The sequence below is a fragment of the Delftia sp. SD018 genome, assembly GCF_017355445.1.
Classification (GTDB): Bacteria; Pseudomonadota; Gammaproteobacteria; order Burkholderiales; family Burkholderiaceae_C; genus Comamonas; species Comamonas acidovorans.
Genome location: NZ_JADDRN010000016.1, coordinates 124322 through 149707 on the forward strand (window position 1 = coordinate 124322; position 25386 = coordinate 149707).

Sequence of the window (25386 nt, forward strand, 5' to 3'; positions counted from 1 at the left end):
ATTGTAGGTGCGCGCGGCAAAAACGGGGGCTGTAGGGGGAGATCGCCGGGCAGCGCATAGAATCGGCTGCCCGCCCATGGGCCGCCTCTTCGCCACGGAAAACAGCCATGAAACTGATAGGTTCCTCCACCAGCGCCTACGTACGCAAGGTACGCGTCGTACTGGCCGAGAAAAGGCTCGACTATCAGTTCGTCGAGGAAAACCCCTGGAGCCGCGAGCTGTCTCCCGGCACCGGCAACCCGCTGGGCAAGGTGCCACGCCTGGTCATGGACGGCAGCGATGCCATGTTCGACTCGCGCGTGATCGTCGAATATCTGGACACACTTTCCCCGGTAGGCAAGCTGATCCCCGGCACAGGCCGCGAGCGTGCCGAGATCAAGACCTGGGAAGCCCTGGCCGATGGCGTGCTGGACGCCGGAGCCCTGGCCCGCCTCGAGGCCACCTGGGATGGCCGCAGCGAAGAGCAGCGTTGCCAGGCCTGGATAGACCGCCAGCTGGCCAAGGTGCGCGCCGCACTGAACGTGATGTCCCAGGGCCTGGGCGACAAGCCGTATTGCTGCGGCATCCACTTCACCCTGGCCGACGTGTGCGTAGGCTGTGCCCTGGGCTGGCTGGACTTTCGCTTTCCCGAACTGTACTGGCGCGCCGACCACCCCAATCTGGCCACCTTGCAGGCCAAGCTGGCGGAACGCGCCAGCTTTGCGGCCACACGCCCGCCCCAGCCCTGAAAACGGGTCACCCCCGCAACGACAACTGCAGCTGCCGCGGCAACAAAAAAAGGCCACCCGATGGGTGGCCTTTTTGCTGGCATAAAAAAGTTGCGAAGCATCCCGAAACGAATAAAGAGAGGGAGGGAGGAGAAGCGCTTCGGGCGGAACAGTTCAGGACTGTGGCCCCAGAGGCTTCGCAACGTGAAATTCGGTCTGGATACCCTCTCTCGTCAACCTGTCCAATAGATGAGCTACTTTTGCAGAAGTTCCAGAGGTCGGGGGCGGGAAAAATGTAACATTTTGACGAAGAGCATCATTCTGCTGTAGGCCGTGTTCGATGGATGCTGACGGGATGGCGTCGGCCAGGGCCGACCACCTTCCCTCCCCGCATCCTCACACCAGAGCGGCCCCCGTGAAAACCGCTTCCCACAGGGCCTTGACCGGCGCACTGAGCGGTTCGGCCTGGCCGGGTACCAATTGGGCCGTCCGCTCGTCCAGCCGCGCCACGTGCTGCAGGCGGCGCAGTTCACGGTAGGCCCGGGCAGCCTGCTGGCCCACGCCTGCAGGCAGCAGGCCAGCCTCTTCCGCACGCTGCAGCAGCGCGATGTTGCCAAGATTGGCCATCAGACCCGGATGCAGGGCCGATTGCGAGAGAACCAGGTACTGGACGGCGAACTCCACATCGACCATGCCGCCGGGGCTGTGCTTGACGTCGAAGAGGCCGCCGCGCACCGGATGCGCAGTGCGAACGCGTTCGCGCATGGCCACGATCTCGTCGCGCAGGGCCGCGGCGTCGCGCGGTGCGGTGATCACGGCCTCGCGCACGGCGTCGAAGCGGGCCTGCAGATCGTCGCTGCCCAGCACGAAGCGCGCCCGCGTCATGGCCTGGTGCTCCCAGGTCCATGCCGTGTTGCTGCCGCGCTGCTGCTGGTAGTTGGCATAGGAGGCAAAGCTGGTCACCAGCAGGCCGGAGTTGCCGTTGGGGCGCAGCGCGGTGTCGATCTCGAACAGATCGCCCTCGCCCGTCTTGACGGCCAGCCAGTTGATGAGCTTGCGCACAAAGGCGGCATAGATCTCGGAGGCGTGCTCGTCGTCGTCATCGAAGACGAAGACGATGTCCAGGTCGCTGCCGTAGCCCAGCTCCTTGCCGCCGAGCTTGCCGTAGCCAATGATGGCGAACTGCGGCGACTCGCGGTGGCGGTTCTTGAGCCGGCTCCAGCACCAGCTGGCCGTCACGCGCAGCACGCAGTCGGCCAGCGCACTGAGGTCATCCGCCACCTGCTCGACCGTGATGCGGCCCTCGATATCACGCGCCAGCGTGCGAAAGACCTCGGCATGGTGGGCGCGGCGCAGCAGGTTCAGCAGGGTTTCGTCGTCGTCCTCGCCCGTGGTCTGCAGCGCGGCCAGGCGCAGGGCCAGCTCATGCTCGAAATCCATGGGAGAGAAGCGCTCGCCCAGCATGGCGTCGTTGGCCAGTTCGTCGATCACGCCCGGGTGCTGCTGCAGATAGCGCGCGGGCCAGCGCGCCGCGCCCAGCAGGTCCAGCAGCCGCTCGTGCACGGCAGGGCGCTCCAGCAGCAGGGCCAGATAGCTTTCGCGGCGCAGCAGCGGCTCCAGCCAGTTCAGAAAGCGCACTGCGGCGTCTTCGGGCACGCTGCGCTCGGCCACCCATTGCGCCGTGCGCTGTACAAGGCGGAACAGCCGGCTGCGCGCCTCGTCGCGCAGGTTGGCGATGCGGGCGTTGCCGCGCCAGTCGGCCACGTGGGCGGCCAGGGCGGGCGGCAGCTGCTCCATGAGTCCATCGATCTCGCGCGGCGTTCCTCCCTGGGCAGGGCTGCGGGCGCCGTTGCAGCGGCCCGCGCTGCATTGCGGCGGGGCCGAGCCGCCGAGCAGGGTGTCGAACTCCTCGGCCACCTTTTCGCGGTGGGCGTCGAACTGGTGCAGGAAGGCGCAGGTATCGGCAAAGCCCATGGTGCGCGCAATCCATTCGAGGTCGTCATCGCGCGTGGGCAGCACATGGGTCTGCTGGTCGTCCAGGTACTGGATGCGGTGCTCGACACGGCGCAAAAAGGTATAGGCCGCGCCCAGGGCGTCGGCCACTTCCTGACTCATGAGGCCGGCGCGCGCCAGGCGCCCCAGCGCCTCCAGCGTGGGGCGGCAGCGCAGCTCGGGGAACTGGCCGCCGCGCACCACCTGCAGCAATTGCACGGTGAATTCGATCTCGCGGATACCGCCGCGCGAGAGCTTGACGTCATTGGAGCGGCCGGGATGGCCCGCGCTACGCCGCGCCGCATGCTCGCGAATCTGGCGGTGCAGCGAACGCAGCGCATCGAAGACCGCGTAATCCAGATAGCGGCGAAAGACGAAGGGCAGGACCACGGCGCGCAGCGCCTGCACCTGCGTGGAGCGCACGCTGTCCATGGGCGCCACCACCCGGCTCTTGAGCCAGGCGAAGCGCTCCCATTCGCGGCCATGGGTCTGCAGATACTCTTCCAGCGAGGCCAGCGAGACAGCCGACGGCCCCGAGTTGCCGTTTGGCCGCAGCGCCAGGTCCACGCGGAACACGAATCCGTGCTCGGTGGTGTCGCCGATCAGGCCATAGATGCCTTTGACAACGCGCGCGAAGTACTCATGGTTGGAGAGAACGCCGCGCCCGTCAGGCAGGCCGGCCGTGTCGCCGTCCTGCTCGTAGACGTAGATCAGGTCGATGTCGCTGGAGACATTGAGCTCGCGCGCGCCCAGCTTGCCCATGCCGATGATCCACAGCTGCACGGGCCGGCCCTCGGGGCCTTGCGGTGCGCCATGGCGCGCATCGAGTTCGGCGCGCACTTGGATGCAGGCGCGCTCCAGCGCCAGCTCGGCCAGCTCGGTCACGGCCCGCGTGACCACGGCCAGCGGCGCCTGCTGCTCGCAGTCGAGCACCATGGTGCGCTCCATGACCAGCTGGCGCAGCACGCGCAGCGCGGCCGACAGGTCCAGCCCGCGCTCCAGCAGCGCCGCCAGGGCCTGCTCCATGGAGGCGCGCTCGGGCGGGCCGGGCGGCAACAGGCTCAACTCGTCGCCATAGCGACGATGCAGCCGTTGGTGGAAACGGGAATAGGCGGCCTGTGCGGGGACATTCAAGGCCGTGTCTGCCATTGCGTGCTCTGAGGATTGCATACGGAACGCGAAAGAAGCGGCCACTCACGCGCAGAGGGATCGCAGCAACCCTTGGTTACCGTCCGGCCCCTGAGGGTGCCGGTCATAATTCCCGTCATAGCTGATGCCGCCGATGATCGAACCGAAACCGCACCCCACACGCCTGACCCGTTGGATGGCCGGCCTTGCGCGGTGGTCACTGGGGCTGGTCCTGGCCTTCTGGCTGGTCCTGGGCTCCGTGTGGGGGGTGCTCCATGGCTGGATTGTGCCGCGAATCGGCGAATGGCGTCCTCAGCTGGAATCCCTGGCCTCACGCACGCTGGGCCTACCCGTGCGCATAGGCAGCATCACGGCCCGCAGCGAGGGACTGGTCCCCCGGTTCGAGCTGGGCGACGTGGTGGTCGAAGACCCAGAACACTCCGCGGACGCCCTGCGCCTGCCCAGCGTGGTGGTGGCCGTTTCGGCCCGCTCGCTGATGCGCCTGGGCGTGGAGCAGATCTATATCGACCGCCCCGAACTCGTGGTCCGCCGCGCGGCCGATGGCCGTGTCTTCGTGGCCGGCATCGAGATCAGCCCTTCGTCGGGCGGGGACAATGCCGCTGCCGACTGGCTGTTTTCCCAGACCGAGCTGGCCCTGCGCGGCGGCAGCCTGCTGTGGGTGGACGAGCTGCGCCAGGCACCGCCGCTGGCCTTGCGCGATGTGGATCTGGTGCTGCGCAACAAGGGCTGGAGCCACGGAATCCGCCTGGATGCCACGCCGCCCGAAGGCTGGGGCGAGCGCTTCATGCTCGCCGGCCTGTTCCGCGAGCCGCTGCTGTCCACGCACGAGGGCAACTGGCAGCGCTGGAGCGGACAGGCCCATGCGATGTTCACGCAGATCGACCTGTCCCGGCTCGGGCAGTACATGGATACGGCCGACCTGCGCCTGCAGCAGGGCCGGGGCGCACTGCGCGCCTGGATCGACCTGCGCCAGGGCCAGCCCGTGGGTGCCATGGCCGATGTGGCGGTGAATGCCCTGCAACTGCAGTGGCGCGAAAACCTGGAGCCGCTGCAACTGCAGGCGCTGACGGGCCGGCTGAGCGTGCAGCACCAGGATGGCTGGCGCTTCGCCGCGCAGAACCTGGAGTTCTCCACGGGTGACGGCCTGCACTGGCCTGCCGGCAATCTGCGCGCGCGCTACAACCCTGCGGGCGCCAGCACGCAGGGGGCGCTGGGCGAGCAGGGCGAGTTCCAGGCCGATGGCATTGACCTGGCCATCCTTGCCCAGTTGGGCCAGCGCCTGCCGCTGCCCGAGCAGCTGCAGCGCCATCTGGCCGACATGGCCCCGGCCGGCCAGCTGCGCCAGTTCCAGGGAAGCTGGCGCGGTCCGCTGGAGTCCTTGCAGCAGTACAAGGCCAGCGGCGAGCTGCAGCAGCTGTCGATCGACGGAGTGGCATCGTCCGAAGGCCCCACGAAGCCGGGCATGCCCGGCATCAAGGGCCTGAACGCACGCTTCTCGCTGGACCAGGACGGCGGACAGGCGCAGCTGGAGATGGAGGGCACGGGGCAGCAGCCGGCCGCACTGTCCTTTCCTGGCGTCTTCGAGGAACCCGAGATCCCGCTGCACCGCCTGCAGGCCAGCCTGCGCTGGCAGTTGCGCGGACAGGCCATCAGCGTGCAGGTGCCCAACCTGCGCTTTGCCAACGATGACACCGAGGGCGAGGCCCGTGCGCAATGGCACACCGGCGACGGCAGCGACAAGCACCCGCGCTTTCCGGGCGTGCTGGACCTGCAGGGCCAGTTGCGCAACGCAGACGGCACGCGCGTGCACCGCTATCTGCCGCTGGAAATCCCCGCCGATGCGCGCCATTACGTGCGAGAGGCCATCCACGCCGGGCGCGCAAGCACGGTGAACTTCAAGGTGCGCGGCCATCTGGACCACGTGCCGGCCGAAAAGCCCAGCCAGGGCGAGTTCCATATCGCTGCCAAGCTGCATGACGTGCACTATGAATATGTGCCGCCCCATCTGCTCACGCATGGCGAGGCGCCCTGGCCGGCCCTGGTCGATCTGTCGGGCGAGCTGGTCTTCGACCGTTCATCGATGGCCGTGCGCAATGCACGCGGCGAGTTCGCGGGCTACCCGCAGCTGCAGATGCGCGACATCCAGGCCAGCATTCCCAACCTGGGCCACACCGAGGTGGCCGTGACCGCCAAGGGCCAGGGCCCGCTGGCCGACATGCTGGGCGTGGTCAAGACCTCGGCCCTGTCGGCGCTGACCGGGCACGTGCTGGACGGCAGCGAGGCCACGGGCGCCGCGCAACTGGCCCTGCAGCTGCAATTGCCCATCGACCATCTGGACCGCAGCAAGGTGTCTGGACAGGTCACGCTGGCGGGCAACTCACTGCAGCTCGATGATCAGACGCCCCATCTGAGCCAGTTGCGCGGGGCCGTCAAGTTCTCCGAAACCGGCTTCTCGCTGGCCGGCCTGCAGGCGCGCGCGCTGGGCGGTGAGCTGCGCGCCGATGGCGGCATGCAGGCGCTGGCGCGCAATGCGCCGGCCACCGAATCGTCCGTGAAGGTGCGTGTGCAGGGCACGGCCACGGCACAGGGGCTGCGCGAAGCCAGGGAGCTGGGTTGGGTGGCCGACCTGGCCCGCCATGCCGAAGGCCAGTCGCCCTATTCCCTGCTGCTGAAGGTGCGGCGCGGAACACCCGAAATCCAGGTCCAGTCCAGCCTGCAAGGCATGCGCATCAACCTGCCCGCCCCGCTGGGCAAGGCGGCGGAGTCCATCCAGCCACTGAACGTGAGCCACCAGCTAGCACCCGCCAGCTTCACCTCGCCCGATGCCCCGCTGCGCGACCAGATCAGCGTGCAACTGGGCGATACGGGCTCGGTGTTCTATGAGCGCGACATCAGCGGCAAGCACAGCCGTGTGCTGCACGGCAGCATCCTCATCGGCCAGGAAGCGGGCACGGCCTCCACTTCGGGCCAGGGCGTGCAGGCCCACGTGCAGCTGCCACTCTTCAATCTCGACGACTGGCTGGCACTGGCACCGCAGTCCAGCGGCGCCAAGCCGGAGCCCGCCGATGCCGCGGACCCGGCGCGCGAATACCTCCCCGACCGGCTGACCCTGCGCGTCAAGCAGCTGCAGGCCAAGGGGCGGCAGCTGCACGACGTGGTGGCGGGCATCTCGCGCGATGGCGGCTCGTGGCACAGCAACCTCGCCTCCCAGGAGCTTGACGGCTATGTGGGCTTTCGCGAAGGCACGGATGCCCAGCCCGAAGGGCAGCTGGTGGCCCGGCTGTCGCGCCTGACGGTGCCCGAGGCCAAATCCGACCGCGTGGACGCCCTGTTCAGCGAGGGGCCGCGCCAGCTGCCGGCCCTGCAGATCGTGGTGGACGACATGCACCTGTCAGGCCACGCCCTGGGCCGCCTGGAAGTGGAGGCCCGCAACCGCCCCGTTCCCGGCGATGCGGCGGCGCGCGAATGGCAGTTGTCGCGCTTCAACATCGCCACGCCCGAGGCCACGCTGACGGCCAGCGGCCAGTGGCGCCTGCCCCAGGGCCAGTCCGAGCACCCGGGGCGCAGCCAGTTGCAGTTCCAGCTGGACCTGCGCGACGTGGGCAAGCTGCTCACGCGCTTCGATATGCCCGGCGTGGTGGGCAACGGCAAGGGCGTGCTGCAGGGATCGGCGGGCTGGACGGGCTCGCCCATCACGCCCGACTTTCGCAGCCTCTCTGGCTCCATGCACCTGGATGTGCAGACCGGCCAGTTCCTCAAGGCCGAGCCGGGCCTGGCCAAGCTGCTGAGCGTGCTCAGCCTGCAGGCGCTGCCCCGCCGGCTGACGCTGGATTTCCGCGATGTGTTCAGCAACGGCTTCGCCTTCGACTTCATGCGCGGCGACGTGCAGATCACCGACGGCGTGGCGCGCACCAACAACATGCAGATGAAGGGCGTCAACGCCGCCGTGCTGATGGAAGGCACGGCCGACCTGGTCCAGGAGACGCAGAATCTGCATGTGGTGGTGGTGCCCGAGATCAATGCCATGACGGCTTCCCTGGTGGCCACGGCCATCAACCCCGTGGTCGGCCTGGGCAGCTTCCTGGCGCAGGTGCTGCTGCGCGGCCCGCTGATCGCGGCGGCCACCAAGGAATTCCGCATCGACGGCAGCTGGGACGAGCCCCAGGTCACGGCCCTGCCGCGGCGCCGGGCCACGACACCCTCCGATCCTGCCGCCAACAGCCCCGCCAGCACGCCCTCCGGCGCCACCGAGCCCGCTTCTTCAGGAGAGAACCCATGAAAATCGCAGCCCTGCAAATGGTGTCGGAACCCGATGTGCGCGCCAACCTCGACCAGGCGCTGGCACTGCTGCGCCAGGCGCGCGACCAGGGGGCCGAACTCGCGGCCCTGCCCGAGTATTTCTGCGCCATGGGCCTGCGCGACACCGACAAGCTGGCCTACCGCGAGAGCTTCGGCGCAGGCCCCATCCAGGACTTCCTGCGCCGCGCAGCACGCGAGCTGCAGCTGTGGATCGTGGGCGGCACCCTGCCCCTGGTGGCCGATGACGACGCCCACGTGCTCAACAGCTCCCTGGTGTTCTCGCCCGAGGGCGAATGCGTGGCGCGCTACGACAAGATCCACCTGTTCCACTACGACAACGGACGCGAGCGCTACACGGAAGCCGCCGTGGTCCAGGCGGGCCACACGCCCGTGACCTGCGACATCACCTCGCGCGAGGGCGAGACCTGGCGCCTGGGTCTGAGCGTGTGCTACGACCTGCGTTTTCCCGAGCTGTACCGCCGCCTTGCCGAGCAGGGCGCCGACCTGCTGCTGGTGCCCGCCGCCTTCACCCACATCACGGGGCTGGCGCACTGGGAAGTGCTGCTGCGCGCCCGCGCCATCGAAAACCAGGCCTACCTGCTGGCACCCGCCCAGGGCGGCCACCATGAAAACGGCCGCCGTACCTGGGGCCACAGCCTGCTGGCCGATCCCTGGGGCATGGTGCTGGCGCAGCAGGCCGAGGGCGCCGGCGTGGTGCTGGGCGAGATCAAGCGCGAGCGCCTGGCGCATGTGCGCCGCCAGCTGCCGGCCCTGGAGCACCGCGTCCTGTGAATCCACCGCACCCGCCCATGCCGCCCATGCCGGCCATGTCACCGATATCGCCCATGCCCGAAGGCCGCTGGCCCTGGCGCCGCTGGCGCACGGCCTGGCGCCGCTGGTCGCTGTGGAGCCTGCTGGTCGCCCTGGTCCTGAGCATGCTCGTCACCATGGTCTGGCTGGCCGGGCGCTATGAGGCCTCCCAGGTCCAGGACAAGCTGGAGCGCGACACGGCCAATGCCGTGGCCGACATACGCGCAGCGCTCAACCGCAACCTGCAGGACCTGCAGGCGCTGAACGCGCCCGACAACGAGCCCGCCGAATGGAAGACCCGCGCCGCCGAGCTGCTGCAGGTGCGCCGCGAGCTGATGCGCATCGAGTGGCGCGACGCGGGCCTGCAGATCCGCTCCCATGCCGAGACCCCCTATCGCAACGTGCAGTGGGAAGACCAGCTGCGCACGAACAACACCCACCCCGAGGCCGTGCTGACCTGCACCCACGCGCGCCGCCTGAACGGCCCCGCCTACTCGCCCAGCTACTTCCAGCTGCTGGCCGAGGGCCTGGGCACGGAGATGATGGAGGTCTGCCTGCCGCTGACGCAAAGCGGCCACATCATCGGCTTCGTCATCGGCACCTACAGCCTGCAAAGCCTGCTGATCACCCAGGTCAGCAAGAACCTGCCGCGCACCCAGGAAGTGTCCTTCACCGAGCCCGACGGCACGCGCCTGGCCCTGCTGGGCGCCTCCTGGCGCGGCACGCGCATGTTCACGGCGCAGCAGCTGCTGGACCTGCCCGGCAGCACCCTGGTGCTGCGCATGGACAGCTGGCACCGCGCGCCCAGCGTGTTCCCCAACGTGCTCACGGCCCTGGTGACGCTGATGTCCATCGCCCTGGTCTCCGTGGTCGCCGTGCTGGTACGCGACAACCGCCGCCGCCTGCGTGCCGAGCGCGACCTGGGCGATGCGCTGGCCTTTCGCAAGGCCATGGAGGACTCGCTGGTCACGGGCCTGCGCGCGCGCGATCTGCAGGGCCGCATCAGCTATGTGAATCCGGCCTTCTGCAACATGGTGGGCTTCACGGCCGAGGAGCTGCTGGGCCTGAGCATCGCGCCCTACTGGCCGCCCGAGCGCGCCGAAATCTACGCGCGCCGGCGTGACAACCGCCTGTCCGGCAACGCACCGCCGCCGCGCGAGGGCCACGAAAGCATCTTCATGCGCAAGGACGGCACACGCATTCCGGTGCTGATCTTCGAGGCGCCGCTGATCAACGCCCAGGGCCAGCACACGGGCTGGATGAGCGCCTTCATCGACATCAGCGAGCAAAAGCGCATGGAAGAGATCTCGCGCGCCTCGCAGGAGCGCCTGCAGGCCACGGCCCGCCTGGCCACCGTGGGCGAAATGGCGTCGCTGCTCAGCCATGAACTCACCCAGCCGCTGGTGGCCATCTCCAGCTACGCCACGGGATCGCTGAACATGCTGGGCAGCGACGACGGTGCGGAGGGTAGCGCCGGCAACGAAGCCCATCTGCGCCAGCAGTTGCAGGACTTGCGCATGGCCATGGAGCGCATCAGCTTCCAGGCCGACCGTGCAGGCCGCGTGATCAAGAGCGTGCGCGACTTCGTGCGGCGGCGCGACCAGTCACGCGAAGTCATAGGTGCCGCCGAACTCATAGACGCCGTGCTGCCGCTGGTCAGCCTGCAGGCGCGCAACCTGGGCGTGCGCGTGACCACCGATATCGAGCCCGGCCTGTCGCCCGTGCTCTGCGATCCGACCATGATCGAGCAGGTGCTGCTCAACCTGGCGCGCAACGGCATGCAGGCCATGGACTCGCCCGAGACCGTGGACCGCGAACTGCAGCTGCGGGTGCGGCGTGCGGCCGCCAGCACGCGCCGCAGCTGGGTGGAATTCGCCGTCATCGACTGCGGCAGCGGCATCCCCAAGCATGTGGCGGAGCAGTTGTTCACGCCCTTCTTCACCACGCGCAACGAGGGCATGGGCCTGGGCCTGAGCCTGTGCCGCACCGTGGTCGAACAGCATGGCGGCCACCTGCAGCACAGCCCGCACAGCCCGCGCGGAACCGTCTTCGCCTTCACGCTGCCGACCCACAACCCGGCACAGGTGGAACCATAGATGGAACAATAGGCCCATGGAACCTGTACCCGACGCCACCGTCTACATCGTCGATGACGACACCGATGTACGCGAAGCGCTGGCCTGGCTGCTGCGCTCGCGCCGCCTGCTCAGCGAATGCTATGACAGCGCAGAGGCCTTCGACGCCATGCTGCAATCGCGCCCGCCACCACGCAATCCCTGCTGCCTGCTGCTGGACATGCGCATGGGCGGCATGAGCGGGCTGGCGCTGTTCAACCTTATGCTGGAGCGCAACCAGATCGCGGGCATGCCCGTGATCTTCCTGACCGGCCATGCCGACGTACCCACGGCCGTGGACACGGTCAAGCGCGGCGCCTTCGATTTCTGCGAGAAGCCCTTTTCGGACAACGCGCTCGTGGACCGCATCGAGCAGGCGCTGGAACTGTCAGCCCAGCACCAGGCCGAGACCCGCGCTCGCGAGGCCGTGCGCGCGCGCTTCAACGAACTGACGGAGCGCGAGCGCGACGTGATGCGGCTGGTGGTGGAGGGCATTCCCAACAAGCTCATCGCCGACCAGCTGGACATCAGCGTGCGCACCGTCGAAGTCCACCGCGCGCGCGTCTTCGACAAGATGCAGGTCAAGTCGGCCGTGGAACTGGCCAACCTGCTGCGCACGCACGGCTGACTCCTTCAGAAATACGTGGCGATCACGTCCACCACGTCATAGCGGTCATTGACGACGGCCATCTGCCGCCATTTGTCGAAGGTCAGGCAGGGGTGGGAGATATCGAAGGCCAGCATGTCGCCGACGCGCAGGCCATCGTCCTCGGCCACCTTCAGGAAAGCATGCTGGTCCATCATGGCCGTGACCTCCCAATGGGGCGGTGCGGCCACCGGCGCGGCATCACCGGGGCGGTAGCGCAGCGCGGGCCTGGGCGGCACGGCCTCGAAGGCGGTATCGCGCTTGCCCAGCGCCACGATGGCGCGGCCAGGCTCGGGCAGTGACTGCACATAGGCCCAGACCTGCAGCGCAGGCAGCAGGCTGGCACGCATCTGCTGCGCCACGGGGTTGGTCTGGTCGATGCGCTGCTGCGCTGCCTGGTAGATGCCCGCGTCATGCGTGAGATAGCAGCCGGGGCGCAGCACCAGATCCAGGGGACCGCCAATGTCGGCCTTGCCGAATTCCTGGGCCACCACGTCGTACCAGGCCGAGCCGGCCCCCGTGAGCACGGCCGGGCTGCGCTGCAATCGTCCATCGCTTGCGAGCCGCTCAAGCCAGTGAACGGCGCGCCGCAGCAGGGTGCGGATGGCATCCTCTTCCTTGAGCACGCCCTCGTAGACCTCGATGCCGGCCAGTTGCACGGCCGCGCCAGCCCTTGCCAACGCGTCCAGCAGCGGCTGCATCTGCGCATCGGAGCGCGCACCCGTGCGCCCGCCGGGCGGGCCCAGCTCGATCAGCACCTGCACGGACTGGCCCGCCGCGCCAAAGAAGGCCGCCAGTTGCTCGACCTGCTCGGCGCAGTCCACCAGGCAGAAGAACTCGAAACCGGGATCGGCCAGCAGCTCGGCCACGGCGGCCATATTGCGCCGTCCGATCAGCTGGTTGGCCATGAGCACACGGCGCACGCCGTGGGCATGGGCCACGCGTGTCTGCTGGGCGGTTGCCAAGGTGATGCCCCAGGCGCCCGCATCGATCTGCTGGCGGAACAGGCGGGGCGCCATGGTCGTCTTGCCGTGGGGCGCGAGCTTGGCGCCGTAGGCGTCCACAAAGCGCTGCATCCAGGCCAGGTTGTGCGCCAGGCGCGACTGCGAGAGCACGGCGGCCGGCAGGCCCAGATCCTCGCGCAGCAGGTTCCAGCCCTGCGCTGCGGCGTCCTGCGGCGCGCAGGGCGCCGACAGCGCACCCAGGCCCTTGTCGAGCGGGCTGACCACGTCGGCCATGCCTGCTGTGCTTGCTTCACTCATACGACTCCCCATTGATGGATGGGTGCCAGCATAGGGCAAGGCAGGTGGCCGCCCACGCAAAAACGCCCCGTGTTGCGGGGCGTTGCATCCGGGCCAGAGCCGGGATCAGCGGGGCTGCTGGTACTGGGGCTGGTATTGCGGCTGCTGGTACTGCGGCTGCTGTTGATACTGGGGCTGCTGCTGTTGCTGCGGGATCTCGCCCACGAAGATTTCCACGCGGCGGTTCATGGCACGGCCGCTGGCCGAGTCGTTGGAAGCCACGGGCTGGTGCGAGCCACGGCCTTCGGTGGCGATGCGAGCGCCCGAGACGCCGCGCATGGTCAGGTAGTTGCGCGTGCTGTTGGCGCGGTCCAGCGACAGCGGGTTGTTGATGGCGTCCGAGCCCGTGCTGTCCGTGTGGCCGATGATGCGCACCTCGGCATTGGGGTTGTTGCGCAGGCCTTCGGCGAAGCGGTCCAGGATGGGGGCGAAGTTGCCCTTGATGTCGGAACGGTTGGTATCGAACGAGATGTCGCTGGGAATGTCGAGCTTGAGCTGGTTGTCGGCCGTCTGGCTCACGTTCACGCCCGTGCCCTGGGTGGCCTGCTCCATCTCGCGCTTTTGCTTTTCCATGTTCTGCGACCAGATGTAGGTGCCCAGTGCACCCACGCCGGCACCGATCACAGCGCCCGTGCCGGCCCTGCCGCCGGTGACCGCGCCCAGCACGGCGCCGGCTGCAGCGCCCACGCCAGCACCCGTGGCCGTGCGGCGCTGGGTGTCGCTCATGTTCGCGCAGCCGGAGATGAACAGTGCGGCAGCCGTTGCGGCGGCCAGAACGATGTGCTTGCGCATGGGAAACTCCTTTTTGAATCTTGGGAACGCACCGTGCGGTAGCGCCAGGGTCCCCATTGTGGAAAGCAGGCTGAGCACAGCCTATCAGTGCGGGCAGGGCATACCCGTAGGACGGCGCCCGCTCCGCGAGGCTGCTTCCGCGTCCGTCACGGGCCGCTGCGATCCTGCCCGGGAGAGGGTTTGTCTGGAGACGGATGCGAATCCCGTGGCGTGTCCACGGGCAACTCGCCCTTGCGGCGCCCGGAGAACATGGTCCACCACACAATAGCGACCAGAATCACCAAGGCCAGCAGTGCTTCGAGCAAAATCAACCCCATGAATTTCCACCTCCTGCGCCATGCCGCGATGGCGCTGATTGTAGGGACGCTGGTCGCCTGCACGACCACCACCAAGCCGGTCTATGACCCTTCGCCCGTGCCCGACCTGCAGCCGGGAGGCCCGGTCACCGTGACACCCAGGCCCCCGCTGGTCACCAGCACCCCCACCAAGAGCCGCTGGATCGCAGCCGACTGGAGCGAATTGCCCGGCCTGCAGGAAGACGCGCTGCACGAAGCCTGGAATGCCTGGCTCAAGAACTGCGAACGGCCCAGCTCGGTCTTCGCGGGCCTGTGCCGGGACGTGCGCCAGCTGAGCATTGCCACGGGCGACGAGCAGCGCGCCTGGCTCATGGCCAATCTGCAGCCCTACCGCATCGAAGCGCTGGGCGGTGGCCCGGACGGCATGCTGACCGCCTACTACGAGCCACTGTTCGAGGCACGGCGCCTGCCGGGCGACGGCTTCAACGTGCCGCTGTACAAGACGCCGGCCGGCGCCGGCTTCGGCAGCCGCAAGCCCTGGTTCTCGCGCCAGCAGATCGAGACGATGCCCGAGGCCCAGGCGGCCCTGGCAGGCCGCGCCATCGCCTGGCTGCGCGACCCGGTCGATGCGATGGTGCTGCACATCCAGGGATCGGGGCGCCTGAACATCACCGAGCCCACGGGCGCGCAACGCACGATCCGCGTCGCCTTTGCGGGCACCAATGACCAGCCCTACAAGAGCGTGGGCCGCTGGCTGCTGGACCAGGGACTGGTGCGCGACGCCACCTGGCCCGGCATCAGCGCCTGGGTGGCCGCCAACCCCGGCCGCGTCAATGAAATGCTGTGGAGCAACCCGCGCTATGTCTTCTTCCGCGAGGAGCCGCTGGAAGGCCTGGACCTGCAATTCGGCCCCAAAGGCGCCCAGGGCGTGGCCCTGACCCCGGGCCGCTCCATCGCCGTGGACAAGCAGAGCATTCCCTACGGCACGCCGGTCTGGCTGTCCACATCCGGGCCCACCGTGGCCCTGAACCGCCTGGTATTCGCCCAGGACACCGGCAGCGCCATCGTCGGCGCCGTGCGCGCCGACTACTTCATGGGCTGGGGCCCCGAAGCCGGCGACCTGGCCGGCCGCATCAAGCAGAACCTGCGCCTGTGGGCCTTCTGGCCGCGCAGCCTTGCCAGCCAGGCACCGCACTTGAGGTGACCCCCTGAGCGGCTACGCCGCTTCCCGCTTTGGGGTGCGCCGGTTTTATCCTTTGCGCCAAGGCTCGCCCCGCATGGCACAAGACCAGCGCAGACACACCTCTATCCACTGTCCCTCGCTCTGGCGCGGCCCAACGCCAGGCGCGCCGAGCAAGAGCAGCCTCGCTGCGAGGGCGCCGTCCCCCTCAGGGGGAAGGCGCGCAGCGCCTCAGGGGGTATCGAAGTACCTCGTAACGCGCGGCGGTTCCTTGCCCTTGTGATAGGCCAGCTTGCGGTCGCGCAGGGCCACGTCGGCGGCGGTGACGCGGTCGAAGCGGCGCAGGTGCTCGGTCCAGGATTCGTCGATGATCTGCTCCACGTAGCGCTCGGGGTGGCTCATGCTGTGCAGCAGGCTCCAGCCCAGCGCGCCCTGGCGCATGCGGCTGCGGCGGCTTTCCTGCATGAGGGCGCGGAAGGCCTCGGCCTGGGTGGGGTCTATCTGGTACTCGATGGTGACGACCACGCGGCCGGCTTCGGGGATGTTGACCTCGGGGCGCTGGAAGGCCTTGGAGGGACTCAAATCCTCCTCGATCTGGCGGTCGCGCACCAGGCGCTGGACCAGCAGCATGCAGACCACGCCGCTGGCGGCGGCCACCATGAGGCTGCCCCTCACCCCCACCATGCTGGCCACCTGTCCCCAGAGCGCGGCGCCTGTCGCCGTACCGCCCATGATGGACATCTGGTAGATGGACATGCCGCGCGCCCGCACCCAGTTGGGCAAGGCCATCTGGGCCGAGACGCCCAGCACGTTGGCGGTGGAGATCAGCGCCATGCCGGCCAGCATCATGGCCGGCACGGCCATGTAGACATTGGGCGACAGGGCCACTGCCAGCGTGGCCAGCGCATGCACGGCAGAGCCCGACCGGATCAGACTTTCCTTGGACATGGCCTGGCGCAGGCGCGGCAGGAACATGGCGCCCACGATGGCGCCCGCACCCATGGAGGCCAGCAGCAGCGTGAAGGTCTCGGCGCCGCCCCCGCCCTCGGTGGGGCCGTGCAGGCGCTGGGCCACCAGGGGCAGCAAGGCCATCACGGCTGTGCACTGCAGGAAGAAACACACCGTGCGCGCCAGCACCGCATGCATGCGGGGCGACTCGCGCACGAACTGCAGGCCCACGCGCATGGCCGAGGGCAGGCGCTCGCGGCCCAGCGGGTTGGCCACATGGCGGCGCTTCCAGCGGATCAGCACGATGCCCGAGAGGATGGACAGCACGGCGTTCAGCACGAACACCCATGCGCTGCCCAGGCTGGCGATGATGGCGCCGGCCACCAGGGGGCCGATGATGCGCGAGGCGTTCATGGCCACGGCATTGAGCGCCATGGCCGAGGGCAGGTGGTGCTTGGGCACGAGTTCGGGGATCAGCGCCGAGAACACGGGCCAGCGCATGGCCAGGCCGATGCCGTTGGCAAAGGTCAGCACCAGCAGCCAGTGCGCCGTCATCTGGCCGGACAGCACGAACAGACACAGCACCAGGGCCACGGCCGCCACCCAGAACTGGGTGACGATGAAGTAGCGGCGCCGGTCCAGGATGTCGGCCAGCGCGCCGCTGGGCAGGCCCAGCAGGAAGACGGGCAGCGTGGAGGCCGATTGCACCAGGGCCACCAGCACGGGCGAGGTGGTCAGCGAGGTCATGAGCCAGGCCGCCGCCACATCGTTCATCCACATGCAGGTATTGGCCGCCATCCAGATCAGCCAGAGCATGCGGAAGGTGGGGCCGGACAGCGGCGCCCAGACGCCCTGCTGGGCCTGGGCCGCCTTCTGGCCTTCGGCCTCGGCAGCCGCCTTGTCGGCGGCCGTCATGCCTGACGGGTCTTCGATCAGGGTGCCCGGCGCCCCCATGCCCGAAGGCTCGGCCGGGGGCGGGGTGGAAGGCTCGGATTCAGAGGCAGGCGGCTGGGCGGGGACTGGTGTTGTTTGTTCTGCGGCCATGTGCCCCTGATTCTCGGCCCAAACGCGGGGGTGGCGCCAGAAATGGTTGTTGCACTAAGAACCACGATCACCGCCTTGCACGGCAGGCGTTTTTTGCTCCTTTTGCAGGAGCACACTGTCGCTTCGGCGCGACCTTCACAGGCCAGTACGCCGGCCTGCGGCTACTGGTCCGGCAGGCCCTTGCCCGCCATGGGCCCCAGCTGGGACAGGGGCAGCGCATGGCTGGACTTGATCTCGCCCAGCGAGAAACTGGTCTGCATGTCCTTCACATTGGGCAGATTCAGCAGCGTGTTGCGCGCGAACTGCGCAAAGCTGTCCAGGTCGCGCGCCACCACCTGCAGCTCGAAGGTGCCGGTTCCGCTGATGTAGTGGCAGGTCACGACCTCGGGCAGCTTGCGGATGGCGTCCTCCATCTCCAGCGTCAGCGTGCCGGCCGTGCGCACGGCATCGAGCCGCACGAAGGCCAGCACGCCCAGGCCGATCTTGTGGCGGTCGATGTCGGCGTGGTAGCCGCGGATGAAGCCCGCCTCCTCCAGCGCCCGCACACGGCGCCAGCAGGGCGCGGCCGACAGGCCCACGCGCTGGGCCAGCTCGGCATTGGTCAAGCGTGCGTCGGCCTGCAGGTGGCCGAGGATGGCAATGTCGAATTTGTCCAAAGTTTGCACAAAACACCGTTTTCAAGAAAGATTCTTGCTCAGGATACTTGAAACAGCGCAAAGAAAGCAAAGACCTATCAGACGAGCACGAATACACTGAAAAAAGGCGATTTGGTTCAGACAACGAGTGCCGTGCATGCCTCTTTCCCGTTCCGGGCAGGACATGACAGGGCGCCGACCATCGATGGAGACAAGCCATGAATGCCCCACTGCCCGAAGACGTGCGCCGCGCCCTGGAGACGGTCACTCTCGACGACAAATACGCTCTGCAGCACGGCCGTGCGTTCATGAGCGGAGTACAGGCCCTTGTGCGCCTGCCCATGCTGCAGCGCCAGCGCGACGCTGCAGCGGGCCTGAACACCGCAGGCTTCATCAGCGGCTACCGGGGCTCCCCGCTGGGCGGCTATGACCAGGCGCTATGGGCCGCGAAAAAGCACCTCGAATCCAACAACATCGTCTTCCAGCCCGGCGTCAATGAAGAGCTGGGCGCCACGGCCGTCTGGGGCACGCAGCAACTGGATCTCTACCCCGAGACCAAGAAGTTCGACGGCGTCTTCGGCCTGTGGTACGGCAAGGGCCCGGGCGTGGACCGCTGCTCCGACGTGTTCAAGCACGCCAACATGGCGGGCACCGCCAGGCACGGCGGCGTGATCGCGCTGGCCGGCGACGACCACATCAGCAAGAGCAGCACGGCCGCCCACCAGAGCGACCACATCTTCAAGGCCTGCGGCACGCCAGTGTTCTTTCCCAGCAATGTGCAGGACATCCTGGACATGGGGCTGCACGCCTTTGCCATGAGCCGCTTCTCGGGCCTGTGGTCGGGCATGAAGACCATCCAGGAGGTGGTGGAGTCCTCGGCCAGCGTGTCGGTGGAGCCGGACCGCGTGAACATCATCCTGCCCGAGGACTTCCAGATGCCGCCCGGCGGCCTGCACATCCGCTGGCCCGATGCGCCGCTGGAGCAGGAGCAGCGGCTGATGAACTACAAGTGGTATGCGGCCCTGGCCTATGTGCGCGCCAACCGGCTCAACCACAACGTGATCGACGGTCCCAACGACCGCTTCGGCCTGATCGCCAGCGGAAAGGCCTACAACGACATGCGCCAGGCCCTGGCCGACCTGGGCCTGGACGACGACACCTGCCGCCAGCTGGGCATACGCGTGCACAAGGTCAACGTGGTCTGGCCGCTGGAGGCCACCATCACGCGCGACTTCGCGCGCGGCCTGCAGGAAATCCTGGTGGTGGAGGAAAAGCGCCAGGTCATCGAATACCAGATCAAGGAAGAGCTGTACAACTGGCGCTCCGACGTGCGGCCCAACGTGGTCGGCAAGTTCAGCGATGAGCACGGCGGCGAATGGTCGGTGCCCAATCCCAGCCAGGACTGGCTGCTGCGCCCCAATGCGGACCTGACGCCGGCCCTCATCGCGCGCGCCATCGTCCAGCGCCTGACCAAGATCGGCGTGCCCGAACACATCGCCCAGCGCATGCACGAGCGCATTGCCGTGCTGGACGCCCGCGAGGCCGCGCTCAAGGCCGCCCAGAGCCAGCCCACGGGCGACCGCGTGCCATGGTTTTGCAGCGGCTGCCCGCACAACACCAGCACCCGCGTGCCCGAGGGCAGCCGCGCCGTGGCCGGCATCGGCTGCCACTACATGACGGTGTGGATGGACCGCTCCACCAGCACCTTCACGCAGATGGGTGGCGAGGGCGTGACCTGGGTGGGCCAGGCGCCCTTCACCAAGGACGCGCATGTCTTCGCCAACCTGGGCGACGGCACCTACTTCCACAGCGGCCTGCTGGCGATACGCCAGAGCATCGCGGCCGGCGTGAACATCACCTACAAGCTGCTGTACAACGACGCCGTGGCCATGACGGGCGGCCAGCGCGTGGGCGAGCGGCCCGAGGGCCACTCGGTGCTGCAGATCATGAACAGCCTCAAGTCCGAGGGCGTGGCCAAACTGGTCATCGTCACCGACGAACCCGCCAAGTACGACGGCGTGCCGCTGGCCGAGGGCGTGACCGTGCACCACCGCGACGAGCTGGACCGCATCCAGCGCGAGTTCCGCACCCTCAAGGGCTGCACGGCCATCATCTACGACCAGACCTGCGCCACCGAAAAGCGCCGCCGCCGCAAACGCGGCACGCTGGCCACGCCCGACAAGACCGTGGTCATCAACGAATTGGTCTGCGAAGGCTGCGGCGACTGCTCGGTGCAGTCCAACTGCCTGTCGGTCGAGCCGGTGGAGACCGAGTTCGGCCGCAAGCGCCGCATCAACCAGAACACCTGCAACAAGGACTACTCCTGCGTGAAGGGCTTTTGCCCCAGCTTCGTCACCATCGAAGGCGGCCAGCTCAAGAAGCCCAAGAAGGAGAAGAAGGGCGACCTGTCCATGCTGCCCGCCATCCCGGAGCCCGTGCTGCCGGTGGCCGAGCAGGCCTGGGGCATCGTCGTGGCCGGCGTCGGCGGCACGGGCGTGATCACCATCGGCTCGCTGCTGGGCATGGCCGCCCACCTGGAGGGCAAGGGCGTGATCACCCAGGACGCGGCCGGCCTGGCGCAAAAGGGCGGCTCCACCTGGAGCCACATCCAGATCGCCAACCGCCCCGAGGCCATCTACACCACCAAGGTGGACATGGCCAAGGCCGACCTGGTGATCGGCTGCGACCCCATCGTCACGGCCACGCCGACCACCATGTCCGTGATGCAGCCGGGCCGCACCTTCGTGGCGCTCAACAGCCACGGCTCGCCCACGGCAGCCTTCGTCACCAACCCTGACTGGCAGGCGCCGGACGACCGCTGCGCCAGCGCCCTGGCCCAGGCCGTGGGCCCCGAGCTGCTGGGCAGCTTCGACGCCGAGCAGGTGGCCGTGCAGCTGCTGGGCGACAGCATCTACACCAACCCGCTGATCCTGGGCTACGCCTGGCAAAAGGGCCGCGTGCCGCTGTCGCATGCGGCGCTGATGCGCGCCATCGAACTCAACGGCGTGCAGGCCGACAACAACAAGGCCGCCTTCGAGTGGGGCCGCCGCTGCGCCCATGACCTGGCTGCCGTGCGCGCCCTGTTCCAGACGGCCCAGGTGATCCAGTTCGTCAAGAAGCCCTCGCTGACCGAGATGGTGGCCAAGCGTGTGGACTTCCTCACGGGCTACCAGAACGCCGCCTATGCGGCCGAGTACCAGGCCTTCGTGGACAAGGTCCATGCCGCCGAGCGCGGCGTGGCGGGCTCCGGCACGCGCCTGTCGGAGGCCGTGGCCCGCTATCTGTTCAAACTCATGGCCTACAAGGATGAGTACGAGGTCGCGCGCCTGCACACCGATGCGGCCTTCAGCCAACGCATCGCCGGCATGTTCGAGGGCGACTACCGCGTGGTCCACCACCTGGCGCCGCCGTCGTCGGCCGGCAAGGATGAGCACGGCCATCTGGTCAAGAAGTCCTACGGTCCTTGGATGCGCAAGGCCATGGAAGTGCTGGCGAAGATGAAGGGCCTGCGCGGCACGGCGCTGGACCCCTTCGGCCGCACGCAGGAGCGCCGCACCGAGCGCGCCCTGATCCAGGAATACCGCCAGTGCATCGAAAGCCTGCTGGCCGAACTCACGCCAGAGCGCCTGGCACTGGCCGTGGAGATCGCCAGCATTCCCGAGGACATCCGCGGCTACGGCCATGTCAAGGAGCGCAACCTGGCAGCGGCCCGCATCAAGTGGAAGGCGCTGATGGCACGCTGGAGCGCACCGTCACGGGGTGCCGGCAGCACGGGCAAGCCCGCCGTCGGCGTCGCCTGAAACCACACGGACCGCCCCGCTCCAGGGGCCTCCTGTAAGATCGCTGCCGCCGTCCGCACCGCAAGGTGTGGGCGGCGCGGCTCCGTCAGGGTCCGTTCCATGGACCGTCAAGCCGGGCGCAAAAATCACGAAAAACCGCGCTCCACCCCTTTAAAAACGGCAGATGGCAGCCAGTTGCAGCCATCGTCGCCGAAAAACCCGCAGCCGCCAGATCCTGGCAGCCCATGTGGGTCAGGGCTGACGCATACAATGCTCCGTTCTCCTGCGCGGGCCCGTGCATACGGCGTGCGCAGCGACCCTTTTTCGACCTTCCAATCCTGGAGTCTTGCCCGTGTTTATTTCTTCCGCTTTTGCCCAGACCGCACCCGCAGCAGCAGCCTCCGGTGGCGACTTCATGTCGCAGCTGTACGGCATGGCACCGCTGGCACTGATGTTCGTGGTGCTGTACTTCGTGATGATCCGCCCCCAGATGAAGCGCCAGAAGGAGCACCGCTCCATGATCGAGGCGCTGGCCAAGGGCGACGAAGTGGCAACGTCCGGCGGCATCATCGGCCGCGTGACACGCATGTCCGAGCAATTCCTGCACATCGAGATCGCCTCGGGTGTGGAAGTCCAGATCCAGCGCAGCGCCGTCGTACAGGTGCTGCCCAAGGACACGCTGAAGTAAGCGCTGTCCCTGTCTTGCGGGTGTGCGGACCGCGCAGGCGGCAGCACACCCTTTTGTGCGTTGCTGTCTACAAAGAGCGAAGAGCGCGATCATGAACCGATATCCGGTCTGGAAGTACGCGATCATCGTGATCGCGCTGCTGGTGGGGGTGCTCTACACCCTGCCCAATTTTTTCGGTGAGGCGCCTGCCGTGCAGGTCTCCTCGGCCAAGGCCACCATCAAGGTGGACAACGCGGTGCTGCACAGGGTCGAGGAGGCCTTGAAGGCTGCCGATGTCAAGCCCGATGTGCTGACCATCGAGGGCACCTCGGTGCGGGCGCGCTTCAACACGCCCGACGAGCAGCTCAAGGCCAAGGACGTGATCCAGAAGGCCCTGATCCCCGATGCCAACGATCCGGCCTACATCGTGGCGCTGAACCTGGTGTCGCGCTCGCCGCAATGGCTCACGGCCGTCGGCGCCAAGCCCATGTACCTGGGCCTGGACCTGCGCGGTGGCGTGCACTTCATGCTGCAGGTGGACATGGCTGCGGCCCTGACCAAGAAGGCTGACTCCTTTGCCGGCGACCTGCGCACCTCGCTGCGCGACAAGAACATCCGCCACGGCGGCGTCTCGCGCAACGGCAACACCGTCGAGATCCGCGTGCGCGACGAGGCCATGCTCACGGCCGCCCGCAATCTGGTCACCGACCAGTTCCCCGATCTGGCGGCCACCTCCGAGCCTGATGGCGCCGGCTTCAAGCTGCTGGCCTCCATCAAGCCCGAAGCCCTGCGCAAGGTGCAGGAACAGGCGCTCAAGCAGAACATCGTCACCCTGCACAACCGGATCAACGAGCTGGGCGTGGCCGAGCCCGTGATCCAGCAGCAGGGTCTGGACCGCATCATCGTCCAGCTGCCCGGCGTGCAGGACACGGCCAAGGCCAAGGACATCCTGGGCCGCACGGCCACGCTGGAAGTGCGCCTGGTCGACGAATCCTCCGAGGCGCGCGGCGCCGAGCTGGGTTCGGGCCCCGTGCCCTTCGGCTCCGAGCGCTACCTGGACCGCAACGCCCAGGCCGTGATCGTGCAAAAGCAGGTCGTGCTGACCGGCGAGAACCTCACCGACGCACAGCCCGGCTTCGACAGCCAGACCCAGGAACCCACGGTCAACCTGGTGCTCGATGCCAAGGGCGCGCGCATCTTCAAGGACATCACGCGTGAGAACGTGGGCAAACGCATGGCCATCATCCTGTTCGAAAAGGGCAAGGGCGAGGTCGTGACGGCTCCCGTGATCCGCACCGAGATCGGTGGCGGACGCGTGCAGATCTCGGGCCGCATGACCACGGCGGAAGCCAACGACACGGCCCTGCTGCTGCGCGCCGGCTCGCTGGCCGCGCCCATGGAGATCATCGAGGAATACACCATCGGCCCCAGCCTGGGCGCCGACAACATCAACCGCGGCATCCACTCCGTGGTCTGGGGCCTGGTGGCCATCGCGGCCTTCATGTGCGTGTACTACATGCTGTTCGGCGTGATCTCCACGGTGGCCCTGTCAGTCAACGTACTGCTGCTGCTGGCCATCCTGTCCATGCTGCAGGCCACGCTGACCCTGCCCGGCATCGCCGCCATGGCGTTGGCGCTGGGCGTGGCCATCGACTCCAACGTGCTGATCAACGAGCGCATTCGCGAAGAACTGCGCGGCGGCGTCTCGCCGCAGGCCGCCATCCATGCGGGCTACGAGAACGCATGGCACACCATCCTGGACTCGAACGTGACCACGCTGATCGCGGGCCTGGCGCTGCTGGCCTTCGGCTCCGGCCCGGTGCGCGGCTTCGCCGTGGTGCACTGCATCGGCATCCTGACCAGCATGTTCTCGGCCGTGTTCTTCTCGCGCGGTCTGGTCAACCTCTGGTACGGCCGCCGCAAGAAGCTCAAGAGCATCTCCATCGGCCAGGTCTGGAAGCCGGAAGACACCAGCCAGCTGCGCTCCGTGGCTGCCAAGGGTTCCAGCGTCGCCGATTCCGGCGCCAACAACTGAAAGGGGGAAGACCATGGAGTTCTTCCGCATCCGCAAAGACATCCCCTTCATGAAGTACGCGTTGGTCCTCAACGCGATCTCCTTCATCACCTTCGCGCTGGCCGTGTTCTTCCTGCTCACGCGCGGCCTGCACCTGTCCGTGGAATTCACGGGCGGCACCGTGATGGAGGTGGCCTATACCCAGACCGCCGACATCGCCAAGGTGCGCGATACCGTCTCCAAGCTGGGCTACAGCGACGTCACGGTGCAGAACTTCGGCACGTCGCGCGACGTGATGATCCGCCTGCCCGTGCAAAAGGACGTGTCCTCCGCGCAGCAAAGCGAGCAGGTGCTCACGGCGCTCAAGAAGGAAGACGCCGAAGTCACGCTGCGCCGCACCGAGTTCGTGGGCCCGCAGGTGGGTGACGAGCTCATGCACAACGGCCTGATGGCGCTGGGCTTCGTGGTGCTGGGCATCGTGATCTACCTGGCCATGCGCTTCGAATGGAAGTTCGGCGTGGCCGCCGTGATCGCCAACCTGCACGACGTGGTCATCATCCTGGGCTTCTTCGCGTTCTTCCAGTGGGAGTTCTCGCTGTCCGTGCTGGCCGGCGTGCTGGCCGTGCTGGGCTACTCGGTCAACGAGTCGGTCGTGATCTTCGACCGTATCCGCGAAGCCTTCCGCAAGTTCCGCAAGCTCAGCACCACCGAGGTGATCGACCACGCCATCACCAGCACGATGAGCCGCACCATCATCACCCACGCCTCCACCGAGGCCATGGTGCTGTCCATGTTCTTCTTCGGCGGTCCCAGCCTGCATTACTTCGCGCTGGCGCTGACCATCGGCATCCTGTTCGGCATCTATTCCTCGGTCTTCGTGGCCGCCGCCATCGCCATGTGGCTGGGCGTCAAGCGCGAGGATCTGATCAAGGCGCCCAAGGCTTCCACGGACCCCAACGATCCCAACGCCGGCGCCACTGTGTAAGCGAATGTTCTAGCTCCAGACCGGCTTA

General features: G+C 67.7%; 16 protein-coding genes. 10 read left to right on the top strand and 6 right to left on the bottom strand.

Going from position 1 to position 25386, the window contains the following annotated elements; genetic code table 11:
- The first annotated feature begins 107 nt into the window (after positions 1–107).
- Complete coding sequence (locus INR38_RS17230; protein WP_180318314.1) at positions 108–728, top strand: glutathione S-transferase C-terminal domain-containing protein; 621 nt, start codon at positions 108–110, stop codon at positions 726–728.
- 375 nt (positions 729–1103) lie between these two features.
- Here INR38_RS17230 and glnE read toward each other — a convergent pair whose 3' ends face one another.
- Positions 1104–3848, bottom strand: a complete 2745-nt coding sequence (gene glnE, locus INR38_RS17235; RefSeq protein ID WP_065347259.1) for a bifunctional [glutamate--ammonia ligase]-adenylyl-L-tyrosine phosphorylase/[glutamate--ammonia-ligase] adenylyltransferase — start codon at positions 3846–3848, stop codon at positions 1104–1106.
- A 133-nt stretch (positions 3849–3981) separates the two neighbouring features.
- Here glnE and INR38_RS17240 point away from each other — a divergent pair, with 133 nt between their 5' ends.
- The 4 genes from INR38_RS17240 to INR38_RS17255 are packed head-to-tail and all read left to right on the top strand — an operon-like array spanning position 3982 to position 11699.
- The gene (locus INR38_RS17240) at positions 3982–8127 is read left to right on the top strand and encodes a YhdP family protein (protein WP_207443242.1); all 4146 of its coding nucleotides are present in this window, start codon (positions 3982–3984) and stop codon (positions 8125–8127) included.
- A complete protein-coding gene (locus tag INR38_RS17245; RefSeq protein ID WP_012202780.1) occupies positions 8124–8939 on the top strand; it encodes a carbon-nitrogen hydrolase family protein in 816 nt (271 codons plus the stop codon). The genes INR38_RS17240 and INR38_RS17245 overlap by 4 nt, the downstream gene beginning before the upstream one ends.
- Before the next feature lie 35 nt (positions 8940–8974).
- Positions 8975–11053, top strand: coding sequence for a PAS domain S-box protein (locus INR38_RS17250; RefSeq protein ID WP_207443258.1), 2079 nt, complete (start codon positions 8975–8977; stop codon positions 11051–11053).
- A gap of 16 nt (positions 11054–11069) precedes the next feature.
- A complete protein-coding gene (locus tag INR38_RS17255) occupies positions 11070–11699 on the top strand; it encodes a response regulator (RefSeq protein WP_012202778.1) in 630 nt (209 codons plus the stop codon).
- A 5-nt stretch (positions 11700–11704) separates the two neighbouring features.
- Here INR38_RS17255 and INR38_RS17260 read toward each other — a convergent pair whose 3' ends face one another.
- The 3 genes from INR38_RS17260 to INR38_RS17270 all read right to left on the bottom strand — a co-directional run bounded on the left by INR38_RS17260 (position 11705) and on the right by INR38_RS17270 (position 14127).
- On the bottom strand, positions 11705–12979 hold the full coding sequence (locus INR38_RS17260; RefSeq protein WP_207443241.1) for an amino acid deaminase: 1275 nt from the start codon (positions 12977–12979) through the stop codon (positions 11705–11707).
- A gap of 105 nt (positions 12980–13084) precedes the next feature.
- Entirely contained in the window at positions 13085–13810 is a 726-nt protein-coding gene (locus INR38_RS17265) for an OmpA family protein (protein ID WP_034389754.1), read from the bottom strand.
- A 146-nt stretch (positions 13811–13956) separates the two neighbouring features.
- Positions 13957–14127 (bottom strand): hypothetical protein, encoded by a 171-nt coding sequence (locus tag INR38_RS17270; RefSeq protein ID WP_016449371.1) that lies wholly within the window; start codon positions 14125–14127, stop codon positions 13957–13959.
- On the opposite strand from INR38_RS17270, the gene INR38_RS17275 reads away from it, so the two are divergent.
- Positions 14126–15310 (top strand): MltA domain-containing protein, encoded by a 1185-nt coding sequence (locus INR38_RS17275; protein ID WP_034389752.1) that lies wholly within the window; start codon positions 14126–14128, stop codon positions 15308–15310. The two genes, INR38_RS17270 and INR38_RS17275, sit on opposite strands and share 2 nt — an antisense overlap.
- Before the next feature lie 207 nt (positions 15311–15517).
- Here INR38_RS17275 and INR38_RS17280 read toward each other — a convergent pair whose 3' ends face one another.
- Positions 15518–17278 (bottom strand): MFS transporter, encoded by a 1761-nt coding sequence (locus tag INR38_RS17280; RefSeq protein ID WP_063327528.1) that lies wholly within the window; start codon positions 17276–17278, stop codon positions 15518–15520.
- A 161-nt stretch (positions 17279–17439) separates the two neighbouring features.
- Positions 17440–17943: an Lrp/AsnC family transcriptional regulator gene (locus INR38_RS17285; protein ID WP_012202773.1), complete on the bottom strand. Its 504-nt coding sequence runs from the start codon at positions 17941–17943 to the stop codon at positions 17440–17442.
- Positions 17944–18131: 188 nt separating this feature from the next.
- Between INR38_RS17285 and INR38_RS17290 the strand changes: the two genes are divergently transcribed.
- From INR38_RS17290 to secF, 4 genes are all read left to right on the top strand, one after another.
- Positions 18132–21713 (top strand): indolepyruvate ferredoxin oxidoreductase family protein, encoded by a 3582-nt coding sequence (locus tag INR38_RS17290; RefSeq protein ID WP_207443240.1) that lies wholly within the window; start codon positions 18132–18134, stop codon positions 21711–21713.
- Positions 21714–22044: 331 nt separating this feature from the next.
- Complete coding sequence (yajC, locus tag INR38_RS17295; RefSeq protein WP_012202771.1) at positions 22045–22380, top strand: preprotein translocase subunit YajC; 336 nt, start codon at positions 22045–22047, stop codon at positions 22378–22380.
- Between the two features lie 91 nt (positions 22381–22471).
- Positions 22472–24394: a protein translocase subunit SecD gene (gene secD, locus INR38_RS17300; protein WP_043825337.1), complete on the top strand. Its 1923-nt coding sequence runs from the start codon at positions 22472–22474 to the stop codon at positions 24392–24394.
- A 13-nt stretch (positions 24395–24407) separates the two neighbouring features.
- Positions 24408–25358 (top strand): protein translocase subunit SecF, encoded by a 951-nt coding sequence (gene secF, locus INR38_RS17305; protein ID WP_012202769.1) that lies wholly within the window; start codon positions 24408–24410, stop codon positions 25356–25358.
- Positions 25359–25386 lie beyond the last annotated feature (28 nt).